This window comes from Coprococcus sp. HCN-4056, assembly GCF_037892645.1.
Lineage (GTDB): Bacteria > Bacillota > Clostridia > Lachnospirales > Lachnospiraceae > Coprococcus > Coprococcus ammoniilyticus.
On the sequence record NZ_JBBKBL010000003.1, the window covers coordinates 22,851 to 42,149 of the forward strand.

Below are 19,299 nucleotides of genomic sequence, written 5' to 3' on the forward strand. Positions count from 1 at the left end.
TTCTTATGCACCTAATAAAAATGCTACATATCCTTTTTTAGTTTCATAAATATCTGCTTTGGAAGTGATCTCCCATGGAGCATGCATGTTTAATACGGCCACACCACAGTCCACAACTTCCATTCCATATAATGATAAAATATAAGCGATCGTACCGCCACCGCCAACATCTACTTTACCAAGCTCTGCAGTCTGATAGTATACTCCGGCATCATCCATTACCTTACGAATAGCTGCAAGATACTCTGCATTTGCATCATTGGAACCGGATTTGCCTCTTGCTCCTGTAAACTTGTTAAATACCATACCTTCACCAAAGATAGCCGCATTCTTCTTGTCAAATGCACTTGCAAAGGTTGGATCATAACCTGCAGATACGTCAGAGGATAACATTCTGGAGGATGCCAGACATCTTCTGAGGGCCAGTTCATTATAACAACCCATCGCATTCATGATCTCAGCAACTGTATTCTCAAAGAAATGAGACTGCATTCCGGTTGCACCCACGCTTCCGATCTCCTCTTTATCTGTCAACAGACAGCAGGTCGTCTTTTCTACATCTTCTGCCTCCAGCATCGCAACCATAGATGTATATGCACATACCCTGTCATCCTGTCCGTATGCCATGATCATACTCTCATCAATTCCGCAGTTTCTTGCCTTTCCTGCCGGAACGATCTCAAGCTCTGCTGAAATGAAATCTTCTTCCTTTATTCCATATTTCTTCTTCAGAAGTGCAAGCACCTGTTCCTTTACGGCTTCTTTCTCTTTTCCCTTTAATGGCTTGCTCGCAAATAAAATATCCAGTTCTTCTCCCTCGATAACTTTATTTGCCTTTTTTTCCATCTGAGCACCGGCAAGATGGATCAGCAGATCGGTAACACAAAATACCGGATCATTCTTGTCTTCCCCAATGTTTACTTCTACAACTTCTCCGTCTGTCTTAGCAACTACACCATGAATAGCAAGTGGTAAGGTTACCCACTGATACTTCTTGATTCCTCCATAATAATGCGTATCCAGATAAGCAAATCCCTCTTTCTCGTATAATGGAATCTGTTTGATATCCATACGTGGGGAATCGATATGTGCGCCAAGAATGTTCATACCCTTTTCGATATCCTTCTTACCGATATTGAACAGTGCTACGGTCTTATTCATCCATACCGCATATACCTTTGAACCTTTTGTCAGCTTCTTTCCTTCTTTGATCACATCCTGAATATCTTCATATCCGGCTTTCTTTACCTGTTTTACGATCTCTTTTACACATTCCCGCTCCGTCTTTCCTGTATCCAGGAATTCACGGTAGGATTTACATAATTTTTCCAGCTTTGCAAGTTCTTCCTTGTCATAACTGTTCCATGCATTTTTATCTTTCATTTTTATGCCTCCTAAACATATAAGTCATTGCTTATACTCTTTTTTATATATATAATGGCACTTCTGCGGATCCTGTATGTCACAAGTCCGAGAATTACCAGATAGATTGCAAAGATCATAAAAGAATCCATCTTTGTAAACTTAAATAAACAAAAACCGACTCCACAAAGGATCATGGATACCAGAATAGCAATCGCCATATTAAAGAATGCATTCAGATTGCCCCTGAGCGCTCCGTATTCATCTTCCCAGTTCAGCTTCGGATGTGTTGCATCCAGCCAGAGTCCGATATAGGTGCAGCATACAACCGATAAGAACCCGATCACAATAAAGTAAATGGCCGAAGGCACATTGATATGCATACAGATGCACAACACAATGATCGTTACTGCAACTGTGATGCCGCTGTATACCAGACTGACACCTGCCTTGATCCCAATCTGCGTCCGATAGCTGACCGGTGCATATTTGATAAAGCTGAAATGATCTCCCTCTCTTGTAAACGAGGTCGATGCAATACTGTTCATTGCTGTTGCAAAGAAGGAAATGATCAGTACCAGCAATAATACGATCAGATCGGATGCTACAAAACCTTTGGAAAGCAGCTTCTCAAATGAAGTCATAAAGTTCTTCGTCGCAGGCAGAACAAACAATGCCACCGCAAGAACCGGCCATATAATATTTACCATTACACAATATTTGCGATATGCCGGTGTCCGGTATAGTATCTTACATTCCTTCAGAAAATATGCTTTGCGAATACTTTTTTTCGCATAAGCTGCATCAGAAACCACATCTTCTTTCTTCTCTGCTTTTCCGACAGATGAAACCAGATATACGCCACGCAGATACAGCTTGCTTCCAAGGAAAAACAACAGACCTGCCATAACCGCATTTAACAGGATGAACAGCAGGGAATATGCAATGTTGTTCGTTTCAAGTGCTTTTAAGAATACAGGAACCGTAAAGAATATCTTTCCCATGATTGCTGTAAACATATTGTTATGATTCATCAGACCATCAATATAATTGTTAATATTGATGCTGTCCATCTGAATAAACGATAATAAAAAGAGTCCGAGGAAAATAACGGTTACCAGTCCTGTCATGGCATCCACATTCCGAAACAGTTTTATCCGGCTTAAAAACGCCATACAAAGTAAGGCAAAAATTCCGCAATATACAAGTGGAAGGATCGGAAGCATCGCTACTCCGACTAATGCCGTCAGTACAGATACCGGCTTGAATCCGGCAGCTATGAAGTAACCTACAAAGCCGCTGAATAAAACCATAAACTCCATAACACTCTCTGCAATATATGCATTTACAAATTTGGCTGCTACGATCTCACCCGGCTTTACCGGAAGCGGAAGCAGATGATCCAGATCCGATGAAAAAAACAGTACATTAAACAGTACCATCACCGAAAAGATCATGCCAAATACGGACATCAACTGTATGATCAGTTCTACGCCTTCCGTCATTCCTCCTGCTTCTATCAGTGCTTCTGTCATAATATATACAATAAATCCAACGACCAGACAACAGGGAACCATGATACAGAACATGGCAAGTGAACCAAGTGTCTTATATGCCTTCGCTTTTTCTCCGGTGTCCGGCATCGTCATCTCTGTATCCTTTGCCATCACTCTGGTCAAATACAAAAAATTCTTCATAAGCACTCTATTCCTCATGTGTCATTTCTATAAATATATCTTCCAGTGACTTATTCTTATGTGCAACAACCAGATCATCCAGCGTTCCCTGATAGATATCATGACCTTTCTTGATCATGATGATATTATCACACAATTTCTCTGCAACTTCCAGAACATGCGTTGAGAAAAATACGCAGTTACCTTCATCCGCATGCTCCCGCATCATCTTCTTTAATTCATATGCCGCATTCGGATCCAATCCGGTCATCGGTTCATCTAAGATCCAGACCGGTGGTTTATGTACTAATGCGCCTATTACCATCATTTTCTGGCGCATACCATGCGAATAGCTGACCATTTGTTTATTTAAGCTGTCTTCCATACCAAAACGCCCAGCCATTTCCTCTAACCGCTTCTTACGGTCAGTCTCTGATACACCATAAATATCTGCAATGAAATTCACATATTCCAGTCCTGTTAACCGTAAAAAGATATCAGGATTATCTGCAATATATCCAATCGACTGTTTTGCCTCAAGCGGCTCTTTCCGGATATCATGACCATTGATCTGAACGCTGCCCTCTGTCGGTTTTAAAATACCGGTCAGCATCTTGATCGTTGTTGTCTTCCCCGCACCATTCTGCCCTACGAATCCGACGATCTCACCTTTCTTAATATGAAAGCTTAAATTGTTTACGGACACAAAATCTTTACCGTAAATTTTCTTTAAGTTATTGGCTATTATCATTCTTTATCTTCTCCCGGTTCTTATCTGTCACACCATCGTTTCTATCTGGTCTGTCATTTATCAAAATACTTCTTTCCATTTGGTTTTAATTATACCAAGCCCCTAATCTCTTTACAATATAAATATACCAAAGGCAGCCTGAAAATACTCTGCATAGTAACAGGCTGCCATCTTCTTTATATGATTGTCCGCGGACATTTTACTGTTTATAAGTTGATACTGTCATCAAAATGAAAGGCATAGATGATCTTCTCTGTTACCATTCTTCCGGTAAGCTGATGTATCGTCTTTGCATACATATCAAGCTGTACATGATAACGGCTGACCAGATCCGATATCTGATCCACCCGGTCTGTCTTGTAGTCCATTAAAACCACCTGATCTCCTTCCAGAAAATAGGCATCGATCACTCCCTGAACTACGACCATATCCTTGCTGTCTTTATACTCCGGTGATATATCTTCCGGCTTCATGCCGATATAAAACTGCTGCTCCCGGTATAAGGTATGGTTCTTCTGTGCTTCTGCCATACGGATTCCGAGTGGGCTGTTGACCATGTTATAAATCTTATCTGCACGAACATGCTCTCTGTACCGTTCTTCCAGATATCCATGATCAAAAAATGACCGGATCTGCTCTCTAATCTCATCCATGCTGTTTCTTGTAAAATCAATAAGCTCCATGATCTTATGGATCACAGTACCCATCTCATTTCCTTTTACAGGCTCCTCCTTCATGCGGGAATGAAGCGCCGGTATTGTAAGCTCTGCTTCTGTCACAGGCGGCTGATACAGGTCAGATCCCGGATTCTCCTCTCCGCGGTGTGCAAGTCGTTTGATCTCTGTAACGGACATCTTATTTTTTACTGCCTGCTCTGTTTTATATGGGTAGGTATAATCTAAAAGTTCCTTATACTTTTCATATAACTGCAGTTCACCCTCTGTCTGTACAGCTTTTTTTTCTGACATATCTATATTTGTCCCGGCAGGTATCTGATTCTGATAGCCGGTCTTTGCAAGTACCCAGGTTGCATAAGTATCCTTTCTGCATACAGTATCTTCTGATACGATATGCATAGATAACGCCGATAAGATCCAGTCCATAAAACAGCCGGCTTCCATTCTGGTGATATATGGAAGCTCCATCCGCATCTGTCCGGACGCTTCAATAAGAAAATCAGTCTGCAGCGGATAATCAAAGACTGCCTTTTCCGCTCCGGGGTCTTTTACCGCCGCTGTCATATATAACTTCTCTTTTGCTCTTGACAGGGCAACATATAAGATACGGATCTCCTCCGCCAGCTTCTCTGCATTCATGACACTGAGCATGGCCGCTCTTGCAAATGTTTTCTTCTTCGCACGGTTCTTCCGGTCAATCGCATAACCTGCCAGATAGCTGTCTGCATTTACCGTCACCGGAGATAAGGCATCCAGATTCGAAAAACGATTTGCCAGTCCACTGACAAATACAACCGGAAATTCCAGTCCCTTGCTCTTATGCATCGTCATCATCACAACAGAATCGTCATCATCTCCAAGCACCGACGCTTCTGCAAAATCCAGATCATTCGTCTTCAGCCGGTCCATGTAACGCAGAAAATTAAACAGTCCACGAAAACTGCTGTCCTCATAGGTATCCGCTTTCTGGATCAGCATATCGATATTTGCCTGTCTTCGTTTTCCCGACTGCATCGCGCCAACAAACCAATAATATCCGGTCTGCTCCAATATCGAATGAAGCAGTTCACTGATACTCATATAGTTTTTATCTGCCTTCCAGCTATCCAGCATACGAAGAAACTGTCGAAGCTCCTCTGAAGCTTCTGAGTCCGGCTTTTCTGCATAATAACAGACCTTCTGATAAAAACTCGCCGTCCGCGCCAGATTCTTCTCATGATCCTTGAAGTCCCGGTCATAGATACCTACAATCTCTGCAAGCTCCTGTTCCTTTACACCTGCAAGCGGTGAACGAAGGACTGCTGCAAGTGCATAATCCTGATGGGAATTATCGATCACCGCCAGCATATCAAGCAGGGTACTGATCTCGATCGCATCAAAATATCCACTCTCGCTCTCTACAAATAATGGAATCCCACGCTCCGCAAATGCTTCCTCAAAGGCTTTCGCATTCTTCTTCACACTTCGCATCAATACCGCAATATCCCGGTAAGAAACCCTTCTGGTCTCTCCGTTATCTCCATCCGGAATATAAAGTGGTTTATCACCCTTCACTAACTCATAGATCTCATCTGCGATCATCCGTGCCTCTATATCCACATTTGTTAACGACCGTATCTCTTCCGGCTGGGATTTCTCCGGATCTGCGCAATCATTCCTTACGATCAGGATCTCGGATCCATACCCCATATTATTCTTGTCCTGTCTTCCGATATGCAGCTTTGCCGATTCATCATAATCGATCCCGCCCAGATTCTCTGACATCAACGGTTCAAAGATCTGGTTGATCGTATCAATCACCTTTCCTGCACTTCGGAAATTATTCGAAAGCAGGATCTTCTGATCTTCTGCATCTTCCCGGTCAGAATATGTATTATATTTATTCAGGAACAGATCCGGTCTTGCCATACGAAAGCGGTAGATGCTCTGCTTGATATCACCTACCATAAACATATTCTTCCGATCTTCTCCGTGACCTGTCACACAATTTAAGATATCTTCCTGTAAAAAGTTGCTGTCCTGATATTCATCGATCAGGATCTCACGATACCGTCTGGCAACCGTCTTTCCTGCTTCCGATGGAATCACACAGCCATTCTCATCCGTTCCTGCACACAGGATGTCATAGGCAAATTCTGAAATGTCCCGGAATTCATACAGATTCCTGTCGAGCTTCTCTTCCTTTAACCGATCCATATAGGAACGTGTCAGGGATAATAACGCTAACAATGGTTCCTTCATCATCGCACATTCTGCAAGTATGACATCTGTCGGACGAAACAATGCTATCATGTCCTTTACACTTCCACGATAGGTCTGCATAGTCGTCTTTACATACTGCTGTTTCTCCGGATCACAGGCTGCGATACGCTTCAGATTGGAAAATTTGGAAACCCGTTTATATGCCTCATCCATATCCTCGGCCTGTCTCAGATTCCGCAGTAATTCCAGATCTGAACGTATAATAGGATCATAACCTGCAGGGCCATCTGCTTCGCCTGCGATCTCTAAGCACTGTTCTGCCTGACCGATCGCTGAATCAAGCGTGTCTGCTACGATCTGCATATAATCCCGATACCATTTTAAGGTATACAGTTCTTCCTTCATTGATACTTCAAGTGCCGCTTCTGCTTCATTTATCCAGCGTTCCGGCTTCGGATAACCGGAAGCAACCCGGTAGATCTGATAGACCAGCTCCCGGATCTTCTCATCCGATTCTTTTCTCGCAAAGCTGTCTACCAGTCCGATAAATTCATCGGATGCTTCCTGATATTTCTGTTCTAATACTTCATCCAATATATCATTCTTGATCAGATCCATCTCTGCATTATCTGCTATATCAAAAGAGGAATCGATCCCGATCATCTGAAAATAATCTTTTACGATTCCAAGGCAGAAACTGTCGATCGTCATAATATCTGCCCGTGGCAGCAGGGATAACTGCTTAACGATATGCTCATCCTCCGGATGATCTTCGGCTGCCTGCTCAAGCTTATCCGCAATCTTCTCTTTCATCTGGGCTGCCGCAGCTCTGGTAAATGTTACAACCAGAACCTCATCAATATCGATTTTCTCCTCTGCCTTATTGCCATCCGCATCAACTCCCATGACCATCTCAAGAATCCGTTCTACAAGGACAGCCGTCTTACCGGAGCCTGCCGCAGCAGATACCAGAAGATTACCATGTCTGGAATTAATGACTGATTTCTGTTCATCTGTCCATGAAATACCCATCTCTGCTACTCCTCCCTGTACCGCTTAAGCTTCTCGTTATCCGGTCTGCGATATTGATTTCCGCCATTCTTGACATCAAAATGACAGATATTCTTAAACTCACAATAATCACAGCCTGTATTGCTCTTATTCTTATATGGCTCGATCGCGATCTTTCCCTCTGCAATCTGACTTCCAAGTTCTTCTATATTCTCTCTTGTCAATTCCATGATCGTCCGGATCTGGTCTGCCGATACCACATTCTCACTTTTCTTGATGTCACCATTTTTATCAAGTTTTACCGGAAGTGACTGATTGCAGGTATGATCCATCTTCTGTATCACGGCAGGTGATTCATTGACAAATCCCTGCAGCTTCATTTTCTCCATTCTCTCAGCGTCTAATTTCTCCTGATCCGAGAATTCCGGCTGCTCTGTATCGGTATCAATCTCCGAAGATTCAATCTCGATCACCGGATCATCAAAGCTGTAATATAATAAACCGGCGATCTGAATATTCTTATCGGGATAGATCATTTTTTCAATCTCATATGCGATCGCAGAATAGGTCACAAGCTGAAGCTGTTCTCCATTCAGGACTTCCTCCAGACTGAGTTTTCTGGTGGATGATTTGTAGTCGATCACCTTGATATAAACCGTTCCATCCTCTTCTTCCACATCTACACGGTCGATCTTACCATTGATACTCATCTGTATCTGATTTGGAAGCTCAAACAGATAAGAACCGACTTCATCCTTTGCGGAATCAAAGGTCTTTTCCAGCATTCCAGGCTTCATGCTGCCAAGTCTTATATGCTTCTGTAACATACCAGCGGATGTCTGTGCCATACGTTCGATCATCTGAAGCATGTAGGCATTTCTTGCATTATCTTCAAAGAAATCTCCTGCCGATTCCTCTGCTGCACGATTTACAAGCTCCGTGACCATCAGCATTCTCTCATCTTCCGGAAAATTCTCCCAGTCATTATTTCTGGTGTCTCTTACCTGCTTAAACAGTCCTTCCATTACACTGTGAAGGATAACTCCGACATTTCTGACATCGACCTGATACATTTCCCGCTCTTTTAAACGCAGACCATATTTTAAGAAATATGCAAATCCGCATCTGGCATATAATTCAAGCTTCGATACTGATGCATGCAGATATCTGCCATATAACAGGGCGATCGTCTCCGGTGGAAGCTGTTCTGCCACGTTTCTGTATGTTCTGCCTTTATAAATGGCTGTCAATTCTCTGGCAAATCCTTTTTCCGTCAAAATTCTTGTCAGAATCCGGCTCTCTGCATCTTCGCTATCATCTTCCTCTGTCCGGAGTATCCGTCTTAATGAACGGTTGACGGTATCCGGCATACAGGAAGCAGCATCATACTCCTCTGCCTGAAGGGATGGAAAAATACTGCTGATCCTTCCAAGCAGATAAGACGGACGCATGCTTTCAAGTGATGCGCTTAATTTATGATACGATATATACAGATGATCGGATGGTTTCGTCAATATCGTATAGATATAAAACTGCTCGATATAGCTGTTCTGTTTGTCGGATGGAGCAAGTTCCAGGCCGCAGTCTGACAAAATATCCCGGTCTCTGTCACTTAGGATTCTTCCCTTTTTCGGTGCTTTTGGCACGATTCCATCATTGACCGATGTAAAGAATAACACCTTTATGTGATTTAATCTTGACCTTGTGATATCTCCGATCAACACCCGGTCAACCGTAGGCGGTACAACACCGACTTCAATATCTGAAAGTCCGGTATCCACGATCTCATAGAACTCTTTCACGCTCATCTTCGTATCGCCTAAGAGTTCCGCGATCTTATCAAATAACCGAACCGTTTTCTCAAAGATCTGACCATAAGCATCTCCTTCACTGATCCGGTTTTCTTCATATAATTCATTCTTTCTGGCTTCTAACTTCTCATACATATGGATCTGAAGCAGAAAGTCATAAAGGGCTTCCACATAATCTTTTGTGACTGCCTTTTTATCTGCAAAGGCCTTACGGATATCCCCAAACATCTTCATAAATGCCTGACGGATCTCTTCTACATTTACCGGAGAGGTCTTCTCATAGTTTTCAGATACTGCCCGGTTCCATCTGCTGTAGCCACGGACACCACGCTTTAATGCATAATTTTCCAGAAGCTCTATATCCTCAAAGGACAGATCTGTCATACCCGCTTTTAAGAACCGGAACACACTGTCATAGGAGAAATCATCTGCCAGAACCGCCAGTACACTTCGGATCGTTTCCGCACATGGATTTGCTTTCAGGCAGGCATTTGCATCGATAAATACAGGGATCTCATATTCATCCATCACCCGTTCATAGATGTGGGATGCCTGTTCCAGCTCTCCCGCTACGATCGCGATATCCTTATAACGGTATCCTTCCTCCCGTACGAGCCTCCTTATCGTAGATGCGACAAATACGATCTCGTCCTGCGCATCTCCTGTCGCTGTCAGATGGATCCGCTCCAATGGCTGCTTCCATTTCTGATACGGACTACGGAACAAATTCCGCTCCAGGAAAAACAGTTCCCGGTTCTCCCCCAGACGATAGTTGATTGTTCCAGGCAGAACGACCGGAGACTCAATCTCCACACCAGCGGCTGCTGCCGCTTCTGTTAATTTCTTTATCGTAGTCTTTGTCAGATAGAATAATTCGTAGTCTTTTATATGCTCATACTTCTGATCTCTGTCATCTAATGTAAAGGAAAAGGTCAGATCATCCGCACAGGTCATCAACTTCTCAACAAGTTCAAGCTGTACCGGCGTAAATCCGGTAAACCCATCAAAATACAGCGAACTGCCACACACAAGTTTAGACTGGCCAACATGTCTGGTCAACAGTTCCACCAACTGTTCTGCCACAATATAGCGTTCACCTGCAAATGCTTCAAATTCTTCGTAAATGTGTCTGATATCCTGCATTTTACCTGCAACAACGCTATCCTCCGGAATCTGCTCCATGATCTCATCGATCGTATCCTGCTTGATATTATACTGAAAGATCTCCGACATCATGGATTTCATCTCATCCACAAATCCAAGCTTGTCGTAATAGCTTCCATATACCTGTAAGGTGTCCTGCTGTTCACATAAGATCTTCTTGATCAGCATACTTTTTCCAAAGTCTTCCAGCACCTGTCCGGTGCTGATCCCCAGTTCATCAAATACACGATATGCCAGCCGGTTCATGCCGATCGCATCAATATTCATCATGCCTCCGGCCGGATGCATGGTAACCAGTTCTCTCTGTGCTTCCATCGTATACTGTTCCGGCACGATCAGATAAAAATTCCGCTCCGGTTCTTTTATCGATGCCTGAATGATTTCATTGTAAATCTGTCTGGATTTTCCTGAGCCGGATGCTCCAAGTAAGAATCGAACTGACATAACGGTCTCCTTTCACTCATCTGTCAAGCAATACTCTTTTTCTGGCTTTCTCTTTGCTAAGCCATATTTACTTCAATATTGTTTTACTAACCATCTGTTCTTTGGTTATATTTTATTTTCTCTGTGAATACAATATAGTAATAATAAATGAGGGGAATATTTATATGGCATCCACAAAGCTTATCGTTTTAAAATCTAAAGAAATCATATACACGGTTATTTTTCTCGGACTTGTCGCCCTGTTTATCATCATACTGACGATCATGTTCAAAAAACCTGCCACCGTTTCAGAAACTGCTTCTTCGAATACCGCTTCTGAAACAACGGAGCCTTCTTATAACCCCGGTACATATGATTCAACTATCACGCTCGGCGAATCTACTCTGTCTGTTATGGTTACGGTTGATGATCATTCTATCCAGGATGTTGCGCTCTCCAATCTGGACGAAAGTGTCACCACCATGTATCCGCTCCTGTCGTCTTCTTTAGAGGCGATCAACACTGACCTGCAGTATGTGTCATCGATTGACGACCTCACTGTTTCCGGCGATACCAAGTATACCTCGATGCTGCTGATCAACGCCATCAAAGAGGCACTCGCCAAGGCTGTGGTTCAATGAAATAGAACGATATATGCCAGACAACTGACTATTGTTACGCAAAACGTTCCCACTCTATCCTCGACGTAGCGGTACATAAGGCTGCAAAAAACGCAGCCTAAGTACCGACGCTCGGACAGGTTTGCTACACAATATCAGTTATCCGGCATATATCTGTTTATTGACATAACACCGTTTCCAGCCTTGGCTATTGATACGGTACAACCACCTAAGTAGTATGCTCCTTATGTAGCAGAACGCTCTCATAAGTCCTTGAATCAAAATGAAAGATACATTACATATTATTCCGTAAGACGCTTCCGCTCGTATCCTCGTGCAGCGGTACATAAAGTTGCAAAAAACGCAACTTAAGTACCGGCCTCGGATAATGCTTACGTCATAATAGTAATGCTATCTTCCATTTTAACTTAAAGTACTAACATCTGGACAGGTCTGCTACATAAGGACATTCTACTCAGGTGATTTGTGTTTCTATACCAAGATGTGTTATGTAACATTTCTGTACGTCAGATTTTTGTGCGCTGAGCCAGTATTCTTCCCATCCTTGTCTGCGCTGCCTTTTAATCATAAATTATGTAACCAAGCATCTCTTTGTATGCTTACCACAATACAGAAGGATGATAGGTGTAGCCGGTACGCAGCTTTGTATCAAAGACAGAGAATGTGTGTAGATATTTTTATTTGACGGCCTTTTCTCACGTCGGTACTTAACGAATCGCATAAGCGATGAGTTTAGAACCGCTACGTGAGAATAGAGTGAAAACGACCGGAAAATAAAAGATATCTACATCACATTCTCGTCCTTATACCATATCGTAACGGCTAGCGTCTAATGCTTGGTTACGATGTCGTTCCGGTCTTTGTAGATGCTGTTTGATGACACATAGCCTCTGACACGGGACAATGGGTAGATGTTTGAATGTGAACCGATCACGGTTCCCGGATTTAAAACGCTGTTACAACCAACCTCTACATAGTCACCAAGCATTGCACCAAATTTCTTCATACCGGTTGCAATATCGAAGTCCGCGCCTTTGACATGCACCAGTGTTTTGTCTGACTTGACATTAGAGGTAATGCTGCCTGCTCCCATATGAGAATGGAAGCCAAGGATCGAATCACCTACATAGTTATAATGTGGAACCTGCACATTATTAAAGATAATGACATTCTTTAACTCTGTGGAGTTACCAACAACGCAGTTATCTCCCACTAAAGCACTTCCACGAATAAATGCACACTGTCTGACCTCTGTATCTTTTCCAATAATACATGGGCCTGCAATATAAGCAGAATCAAATACAGTTGCTGATTTATGAATCCAGATATTTTCACCACGTTTCTCATACTCTTCCGGATCTAAGCTGTTTCCAAGTTCAATGATAAAGTCCTTGATCTTCGGAAGCGCTTCCCACGGATATGTAACGCTTTCAAGCAATGGCTTTGCTGCTGTTTCTGTCAGATCATATAATTCTTTGATCGTTACCTGTTTTACTGTTTCATTATTCATTTTCTTATACCTCACTATCTTTTTCAGAATTTAATAGAAAACAATCATTCGCCCGCAAAGGACAATTTTTATCTAAAAAAAATCATTTATCCGCAAAGAATAATTCTTTTCTAAAAAGCAATCATCTATCCACAAAGGATAATTCTTTCTATTAAGCAACTATGTTCAAGGTTATTTTTTATAATATACCCTTGTTCTGTCAAATACTGTTGTAATCTGGTTCTGATTGCTGATTCCCTTTACCAGATTTGTATATTTGATCACAAAGGTGTTCATCTTGTCTGTATATTCTTCTTTCGTGATCGAACCATCAGCGACACCACACAAGCCTTTTTCCCAGCTTGCTGTCAGATCCGCCCGAAGCAGTCCATTGATCGAATAATAAACAACATCATAAATGATCTCGCCGAGAAATGTCGGTGTTACAATCTGCGTTTTCTTATTCAGAGCAATGTATTTGTTATTTACAAGCTTGGTGATGATTCCATCTCTGGTCGCACTGGTTCCGATACCTGCGCCCTTGATCTGCTCACGAAGCTCCTCGTCCTCGATAAACTGTCCGGCATTTTCCATCGTCAGGATAAGCGTACCGGAATTGTACCGTTTTGGAGGTGATGTCTCACCCTCTTTGATCTCGAATTTGTCAAGTGAAAGGATATCTCCCTTTTTCAAATGTCCGATCGTCTCGATGAATTCCGGGCTGTATTTGGTATCATCCTTTTTCCTTGCAAAGCGGTTCGTGGCAACCTTCAGGTAACCTTCTTTTAACATATATTTGAAATTGGCAAATAAGAATTCATCCTGCTTTGCCAGTGTCATTGAAAGCTTCTGATATTCTGCTGCCGGATAAAAGATGCTTAAGAATCGTCTGCAAATGATCTCATACACATTTGCCGCAATCTCAGACAGTCCTCTTAACGCACCCATGCCCTGTCCGGTCGGAATGATCGCATAGTGGTCTGTGATCTGTTTGTCATTTACATACTTGGTCTTTGCGATCGTCTTATAGCTTCCCATGTTAAGAACCTCATCAGCATAGGCAGCCATCGGTGTATATCGTTTCAAACCGGATATATTCTTATAAATTTCCTTTGCCACAGCCGTTGACAACACTCTGGCATCCGTTCTCGGATATGTCACCAGCTTCTTCTCGTATAACTCCTGCACGATCTTTAAGGTGTCGGACGGACTGATCTTAAAAAGTGAAGAACAGTCATTCTGAAGCTCGGCAAGATTATACAGCATTGGCGGAGCCTTCTTTTCTTTCTTCTTCTCGCTTGCAACAAGAGTGGCTTCCATTCCATTTGCCGACAGCTTTTTCACCAGATCTTCTGCATCCTTCTTCTGCTTGAAGCCATTTTCTTTATACAGAAGCGGTGAATTAAAATACGGTGTATCCTTTACCGCTTTCCATTCTGCCTCAAATGTCTGCCCGGTAACATTTACCGTACCAACAACACGGTAAAATGGTGTCTTTACAAATTCACGGATCTCCCGCTCCCGCTTCACGATAATGCCAAGAACACAGGTCATAACACGTCCAACCGCGATCACGCATTTATCCAGTTTTAGATAATTTCTTATCACATAGCTGTATTTTAACGATAAGGCTCTGGAGAAATTAATACCCATCAGATAATCTTCTTTTGCACGAAGATATGCGGCATCGCTGAGCGAATCGTACTCTGAAAGCGGCTTGGCTTCCCGGATTCCACGCAAGATCTCTTCCTCTGTCTGGGAATCGATCCAGACTCTCCGCTTCTCTTTATTTCCAACCTTTGCCATCTGATCCACCAGACGGTAGATATATTCTCCCTCACGTCCTGAGTCGGTGCAGACATAGATACAGCCTACATCATCCCGGTTCAACAGCCCTGCTACGATCTTGAACTGCTTGCTGACATCTGGTATCACTTCGTATTTGAATTCTGTCGGAATAAAAGGAATCGTAGCCAGATCCCATTTTTTTAATTTCTCGTCATAGGCATCCGGATAGCTCATCGTGATCAGATGTCCCACACACCAGGTCACAACAGAATCTTCCGATTCCAGATAACCTGCTCCGGCATTTCCTTTTACACCAAGCACATCTGCAAACTGCCTTGCAACACTTGGTTTTTCTGCTATATATAAGTTTTTCAAATCAAACTCCTGATTCTTTTATATTTGATCAATATTACACATCACATCTTTTTATAATACCAGAAAAACAAGGTTTCGACCATAGCTTTTGTGATATCCGCACAGTAAAAAAGCACCCCGCCTTCGATTCAGAAAACGAGATGCCCTTTGACTATTTTAGGTTGTAATAAACATTTACTGTATTTGATCTTACTGCTCGAATAATAACTGCTCGTATGTAGGGAATGGCCATGCTGTCTTTGGAAGTTCTTTTTCCAGTTCGTCAGCAGGTGTTCTTACAGAATCAAATGCTGCAAATACTACGTTGTGATAGTATTTTGCCCATGCTTCGATATCATCTTCGTAATCAGCAGCTTTTGCAACAAGCTCTTCCAGTTTTACAGTTGCTGTCTTCAGCTCTGTAAGCTTTTCAGAGATTGTATTCAACAGAGATACCTGTACGCTTGGCTCGATACCAAGAGCTTTGATCTCAGCAGCACCCTTTGCAAGCTCTGCCTGATATTCCATAACTGCCGGGATAATCTCTTCATTTGACATCTCGATCATTGTGAGTGCCTCAATGTTGATCTTCTTTGCATAATTCTCAAGCATAACTTCTGCTCTGGCTGATAACTCTGCTTTATCCATAACGCCAAGGCCTTCAAAGATCTTAACGCTCTTATCTGCTGCCAGATATGGAACTGCATCTACCATACATTTGATATTTGGAAGTCCACGTTTCTCAGCTTCTGCGATCCATTCATCTGAATAACCATTTCCGTTGAAAATGATCTTCTGATGCTCTGTCAGAGTCTTTCTGATCAATGCCTTACATGCTGTCTCGAAATCTTCTGCACCTTCCAATTCGTCAGTCATCTTCTTTAACTGATCTGCAACGATCGTATTTAATACCATCATTGGGAATGCGATGGACTGTGTAGAACCTACCATACGGAACTCGAATTTGTTACCTGTAAATGCAAATGGTGATGTTCTGTTTCTATCTGTAGCATCCATTGTAAATGTAGGAAGTGTGGATGCACCGGATACATAAGTCTTGCCCTTTGGTGATTCTGTAGCTTCACCCTTCTCAATGATCTGCTTAACGATGGATTCAAGCTGTTCACCAAGGAATGCCGAAATAATTGCTGGAGGTGCTTCATTTGCTCCAAGTCTGTGGTCATTTCCTGCGGATGATGCGGACAGTCTTAACAGCTCTGCATTATTATCAACGGCTGCAAGAACGGCTGCAAGGAAGAACTGGAACTGAAGATTTGTCTCCGGATGTTTACCAGGATCGATCAGATTCTCGCCCTCATCTGTTGAGATTGACCAGTTGTTATGTTTACCGGAACCATTGACACCTGCAAATGGCTTCTCATGAAGAACACATTCCAGATCATGCTTTGCTGCGATCTTCTTCATAGTAGCCATAACCAGATGGTTCTGATCGGTTGCTATATTTGTTGTTGAGAAAATAGGTGCTAACTCATGCTGAGCAGGTGCAACTTCGTTGTGCTGTGTCTTAGCAAGGATACCGTATTTCCATAATTCTTCATTTAACTCGGTCATGTATGATGCAACCTTATCTTTGATCGCTGCAAAATACTGATCGTCAAGCTCCTGTCCTTTTGGAGGCATCGCACCGAATAAGGTACGTCCACAAAGCTTCAGGTCTGTTCTCTTGGCGAATTTCTTCTTATCAATCAGGAAGTATTCCTGCTCAGGACCAACAGAAGCTGTAACCTTCTTTGCTGATGTATTTCCAAATAATGCAAGTGCCTTTAAAGCTTCCTTGCTAATCGCATCCATGGAACGAAGAAGTGGTGTCTTGTAGTCAAGTGACTCACCTGTATATGATGTGAATGCTGCAGGGATACAAAGGATACAGGTTCCTGCATCTGTTGTTTTTACAAATGCCGGTGAGGTACAATCCCATGCTGTATATCCTCTGGCTGCGCATGTCTCACGAAGTCCACCAGAAGGGAAGGATGAAGCATCCGGCTCGGATTTGATCAGCTCTTTACCTGTGAACTGAAGAATAACTCCGCCATCACCTACTGTACTTACGAATGAATCATGCTTCTCGGCTGTTGTCTCTGTCAGTGGCTGGAACCAGTGAGTATAGTGTGTTGCGCCAAGTTCCATTGCCCATTCCTTCATTGCTGCTGCAACAGAATCTGCAATAGATGTATCAAGAGGTTCGCCCTTATCGATTGTGTTCTTCAAGGATTTATAAACTGCTTTTGGAAGACGCTCTCTCATAACCTGATCGGAGAAAACGTGTGAACCGAATACGGCTGAAATTTTGTTCATCATAATTTTGTACTTCCTTTCTTCTGATAAAACAAAAAAAGAAAGGTGTCCCAATGATTTGGAACACCTTTGTTCATTTCGTCTATTTATTTGATACAATATATATACTCCTTTTGATTTGAAAAATCAAGAGGGAAAATAAAAATTTTGAGGAAAAATTTACAGACTCATGACAATCATTAATAATCCTATAGGAATCTGAAAAAAATATAATCTGTTTCAAAATGTCTTAGTATTCATAAAACTCTGCATAAACGATATCAGCAAAGTGGAACGGGACTAACAGGCACCATTTGTTGAATTTATGCATTGAATTTCTCTCTATTTTAATTTGCTTAGTATAACGATGAATTTTAGCAGCAAGAGTACTGATCAGATGGAACATACCCTCTTATCTCTTGAACTCTAGATAATTTTCAAAATAAATAAATTGGTTTCATTTAACATTTTATCATAACAAAATAATCTATAAATAAGTTCGAAAAGGAGTAATAAAAAAACACCTCATCACTATAAGTTATGGCATACTTTTATTTAACAGTGATTTTTATAATAACTCCTCCATTTTAACATGTCCGCCAATTATATATCTGAAAGCTGTTTAATTAGTCCACAACATTTATAATTGTTAAGATATGTATATTCAACATCTACGTTTTTTTCTCTCGACAACTGAGCGATATGATCCAACTCACGGCTATTCTTAAATCTACGATCTATCAGTACTTTCCATGGTACACGCCGTAACAGAACACGAGTAGTCTCACCTATACCAGGCTTGATATAGTTAAGATTTTCAATCCCATATATTTCAGATATTCTTTTTACTTCTTCAATTCCAGGTTCCCCATACTCTTTAGGTTCAGGATTCAAGTTATATTGGAATTTTTTTTCAATATAATCTATGAATTCGTATGTTTTATCCTCTGAAATAAGGTTTCTGTAGAATGCAGCTCCGTGAAAATCATTCTCCTTTATTATATCATTTCGCAGAAAAGTTCTGCTAAGTAAACCACTTACAGTGCAATTCAAGCATGAACTTGGAATCATAATGTCTTCGTGCGTCCCACATAGGTCTGTAAGAAATGCTGGATCCGCTAATACTGCGAGTTCATCTGACACACCTTCGAAAGAAGATATTTCCTTCCGAAGCTCTTTATATATAGCACCTTTACCAGTCCATCCATCAACAAATTGAATACTCTCAGCCTTATGCCTTTTTAGAATGAATTCAATTGCATTTCGGTCTATTCCTCTATCTCTTATTATCGAAATGGAGTAATGTGGACACTCAAACTTATATTTCTTTTTTATGTACCTTCTGATCAGAATCCCCAATGGCGTACCCGCTCTTGCCAAAGAAACAATAACAACTTCTTTCCCTTTCTTGGTCACTATTTTATCTGCCACTCTAACAACAGCATCAGCCGTTATCTGTCCAAATATATCCAACGACGTCTCATATATTCTTATATATTCTTCAGATGGTCTATATTCAAGCGGAAGCATTTCAGAATAGTGGATACCACTCTGTATTCTTTTTTCTCTCTCTGCTGTTGGCAACGGCTCAACTAAACCGCTTATATCCTTTAGCAAAAGAATAACATCATCTTTTAAAAAACTACTATTCATTC

General features: G+C 41.8%; 10 protein-coding genes. 1 reads left to right on the plus strand and 9 read right to left on the minus strand.

The window, feature by feature from the left end; genetic code table 11:
- Window positions 1-3: 3 nt before the first annotated feature.
- The 5 genes from WKT03_RS05285 to WKT03_RS05305 all read right to left on the minus strand — a co-directional run bounded on the left by WKT03_RS05285 (window position 4) and on the right by WKT03_RS05305 (window position 11,098).
- Window positions 4-1,383, minus strand: a complete 1,380-nt coding sequence (locus WKT03_RS05285) for an aminopeptidase (RefSeq protein ID WP_117785019.1) — start codon at window positions 1,381-1,383, stop codon at window positions 4-6.
- 11 nt (window positions 1,384-1,394) lie between these two features.
- The gene (locus WKT03_RS05290) at window positions 1,395-3,059 is read right to left on the minus strand and encodes a hypothetical protein (protein WP_242997378.1); all 1,665 of its coding nucleotides are present in this window, start codon (window positions 3,057-3,059) and stop codon (window positions 1,395-1,397) included.
- 7 nt (window positions 3,060-3,066) lie between these two features.
- Complete coding sequence (locus WKT03_RS05295; RefSeq protein WP_117785021.1) at window positions 3,067-3,789, minus strand: ABC transporter ATP-binding protein; 723 nt, start codon at window positions 3,787-3,789, stop codon at window positions 3,067-3,069.
- A gap of 206 nt (window positions 3,790-3,995) precedes the next feature.
- Window positions 3,996-7,700 carry a helicase-exonuclease AddAB subunit AddA gene (gene addA, locus WKT03_RS05300; protein WP_340391070.1) on the minus strand — a complete coding sequence of 1,235 codons (3,705 nt, stop codon included), beginning with the start codon at window positions 7,698-7,700 and terminating at the stop codon, window positions 3,996-3,998.
- 5 nt (window positions 7,701-7,705) lie between these two features.
- Window positions 7,706-11,098: a PD-(D/E)XK nuclease family protein gene (locus tag WKT03_RS05305; RefSeq protein WP_340391071.1), complete on the minus strand. Its 3,393-nt coding sequence runs from the start codon at window positions 11,096-11,098 to the stop codon at window positions 7,706-7,708.
- 164 nt (window positions 11,099-11,262) lie between these two features.
- Here WKT03_RS05305 and WKT03_RS05310 point away from each other — a divergent pair, with 164 nt between their 5' ends.
- Window positions 11,263-11,718 carry a hypothetical protein gene (locus tag WKT03_RS05310; protein WP_021944031.1) on the plus strand — a complete coding sequence of 152 codons (456 nt, stop codon included), beginning with the start codon at window positions 11,263-11,265 and terminating at the stop codon, window positions 11,716-11,718.
- An 829-nt stretch (window positions 11,719-12,547) separates the two neighbouring features.
- Here WKT03_RS05310 and WKT03_RS05315 read toward each other — a convergent pair.
- The 4 genes from WKT03_RS05315 to WKT03_RS05330 form a co-directional block, all read right to left on the minus strand.
- Window positions 12,548-13,228: an acyltransferase gene (locus WKT03_RS05315; RefSeq protein WP_340391072.1), complete on the minus strand. Its 681-nt coding sequence runs from the start codon at window positions 13,226-13,228 to the stop codon at window positions 12,548-12,550.
- 171 nt (window positions 13,229-13,399) lie between these two features.
- Complete coding sequence (locus WKT03_RS05320; RefSeq protein ID WP_021943206.1) at window positions 13,400-15,370, minus strand: DNA topoisomerase; 1,971 nt, start codon at window positions 15,368-15,370, stop codon at window positions 13,400-13,402.
- Window positions 15,371-15,559: 189 nt separating this feature from the next.
- Window positions 15,560-17,668, minus strand: coding sequence for a glutamine synthetase III family protein (locus tag WKT03_RS05325; RefSeq protein WP_117785025.1), 2,109 nt, complete (start codon window positions 17,666-17,668; stop codon window positions 15,560-15,562).
- A gap of 579 nt (window positions 17,669-18,247) precedes the next feature.
- Window positions 18,248-19,297 (minus strand): cysteine protease StiP family protein, encoded by a 1,050-nt coding sequence (locus WKT03_RS05330; RefSeq protein WP_340391073.1) that lies wholly within the window; start codon window positions 19,295-19,297, stop codon window positions 18,248-18,250.
- Window positions 19,298-19,299 lie beyond the last annotated feature (2 nt).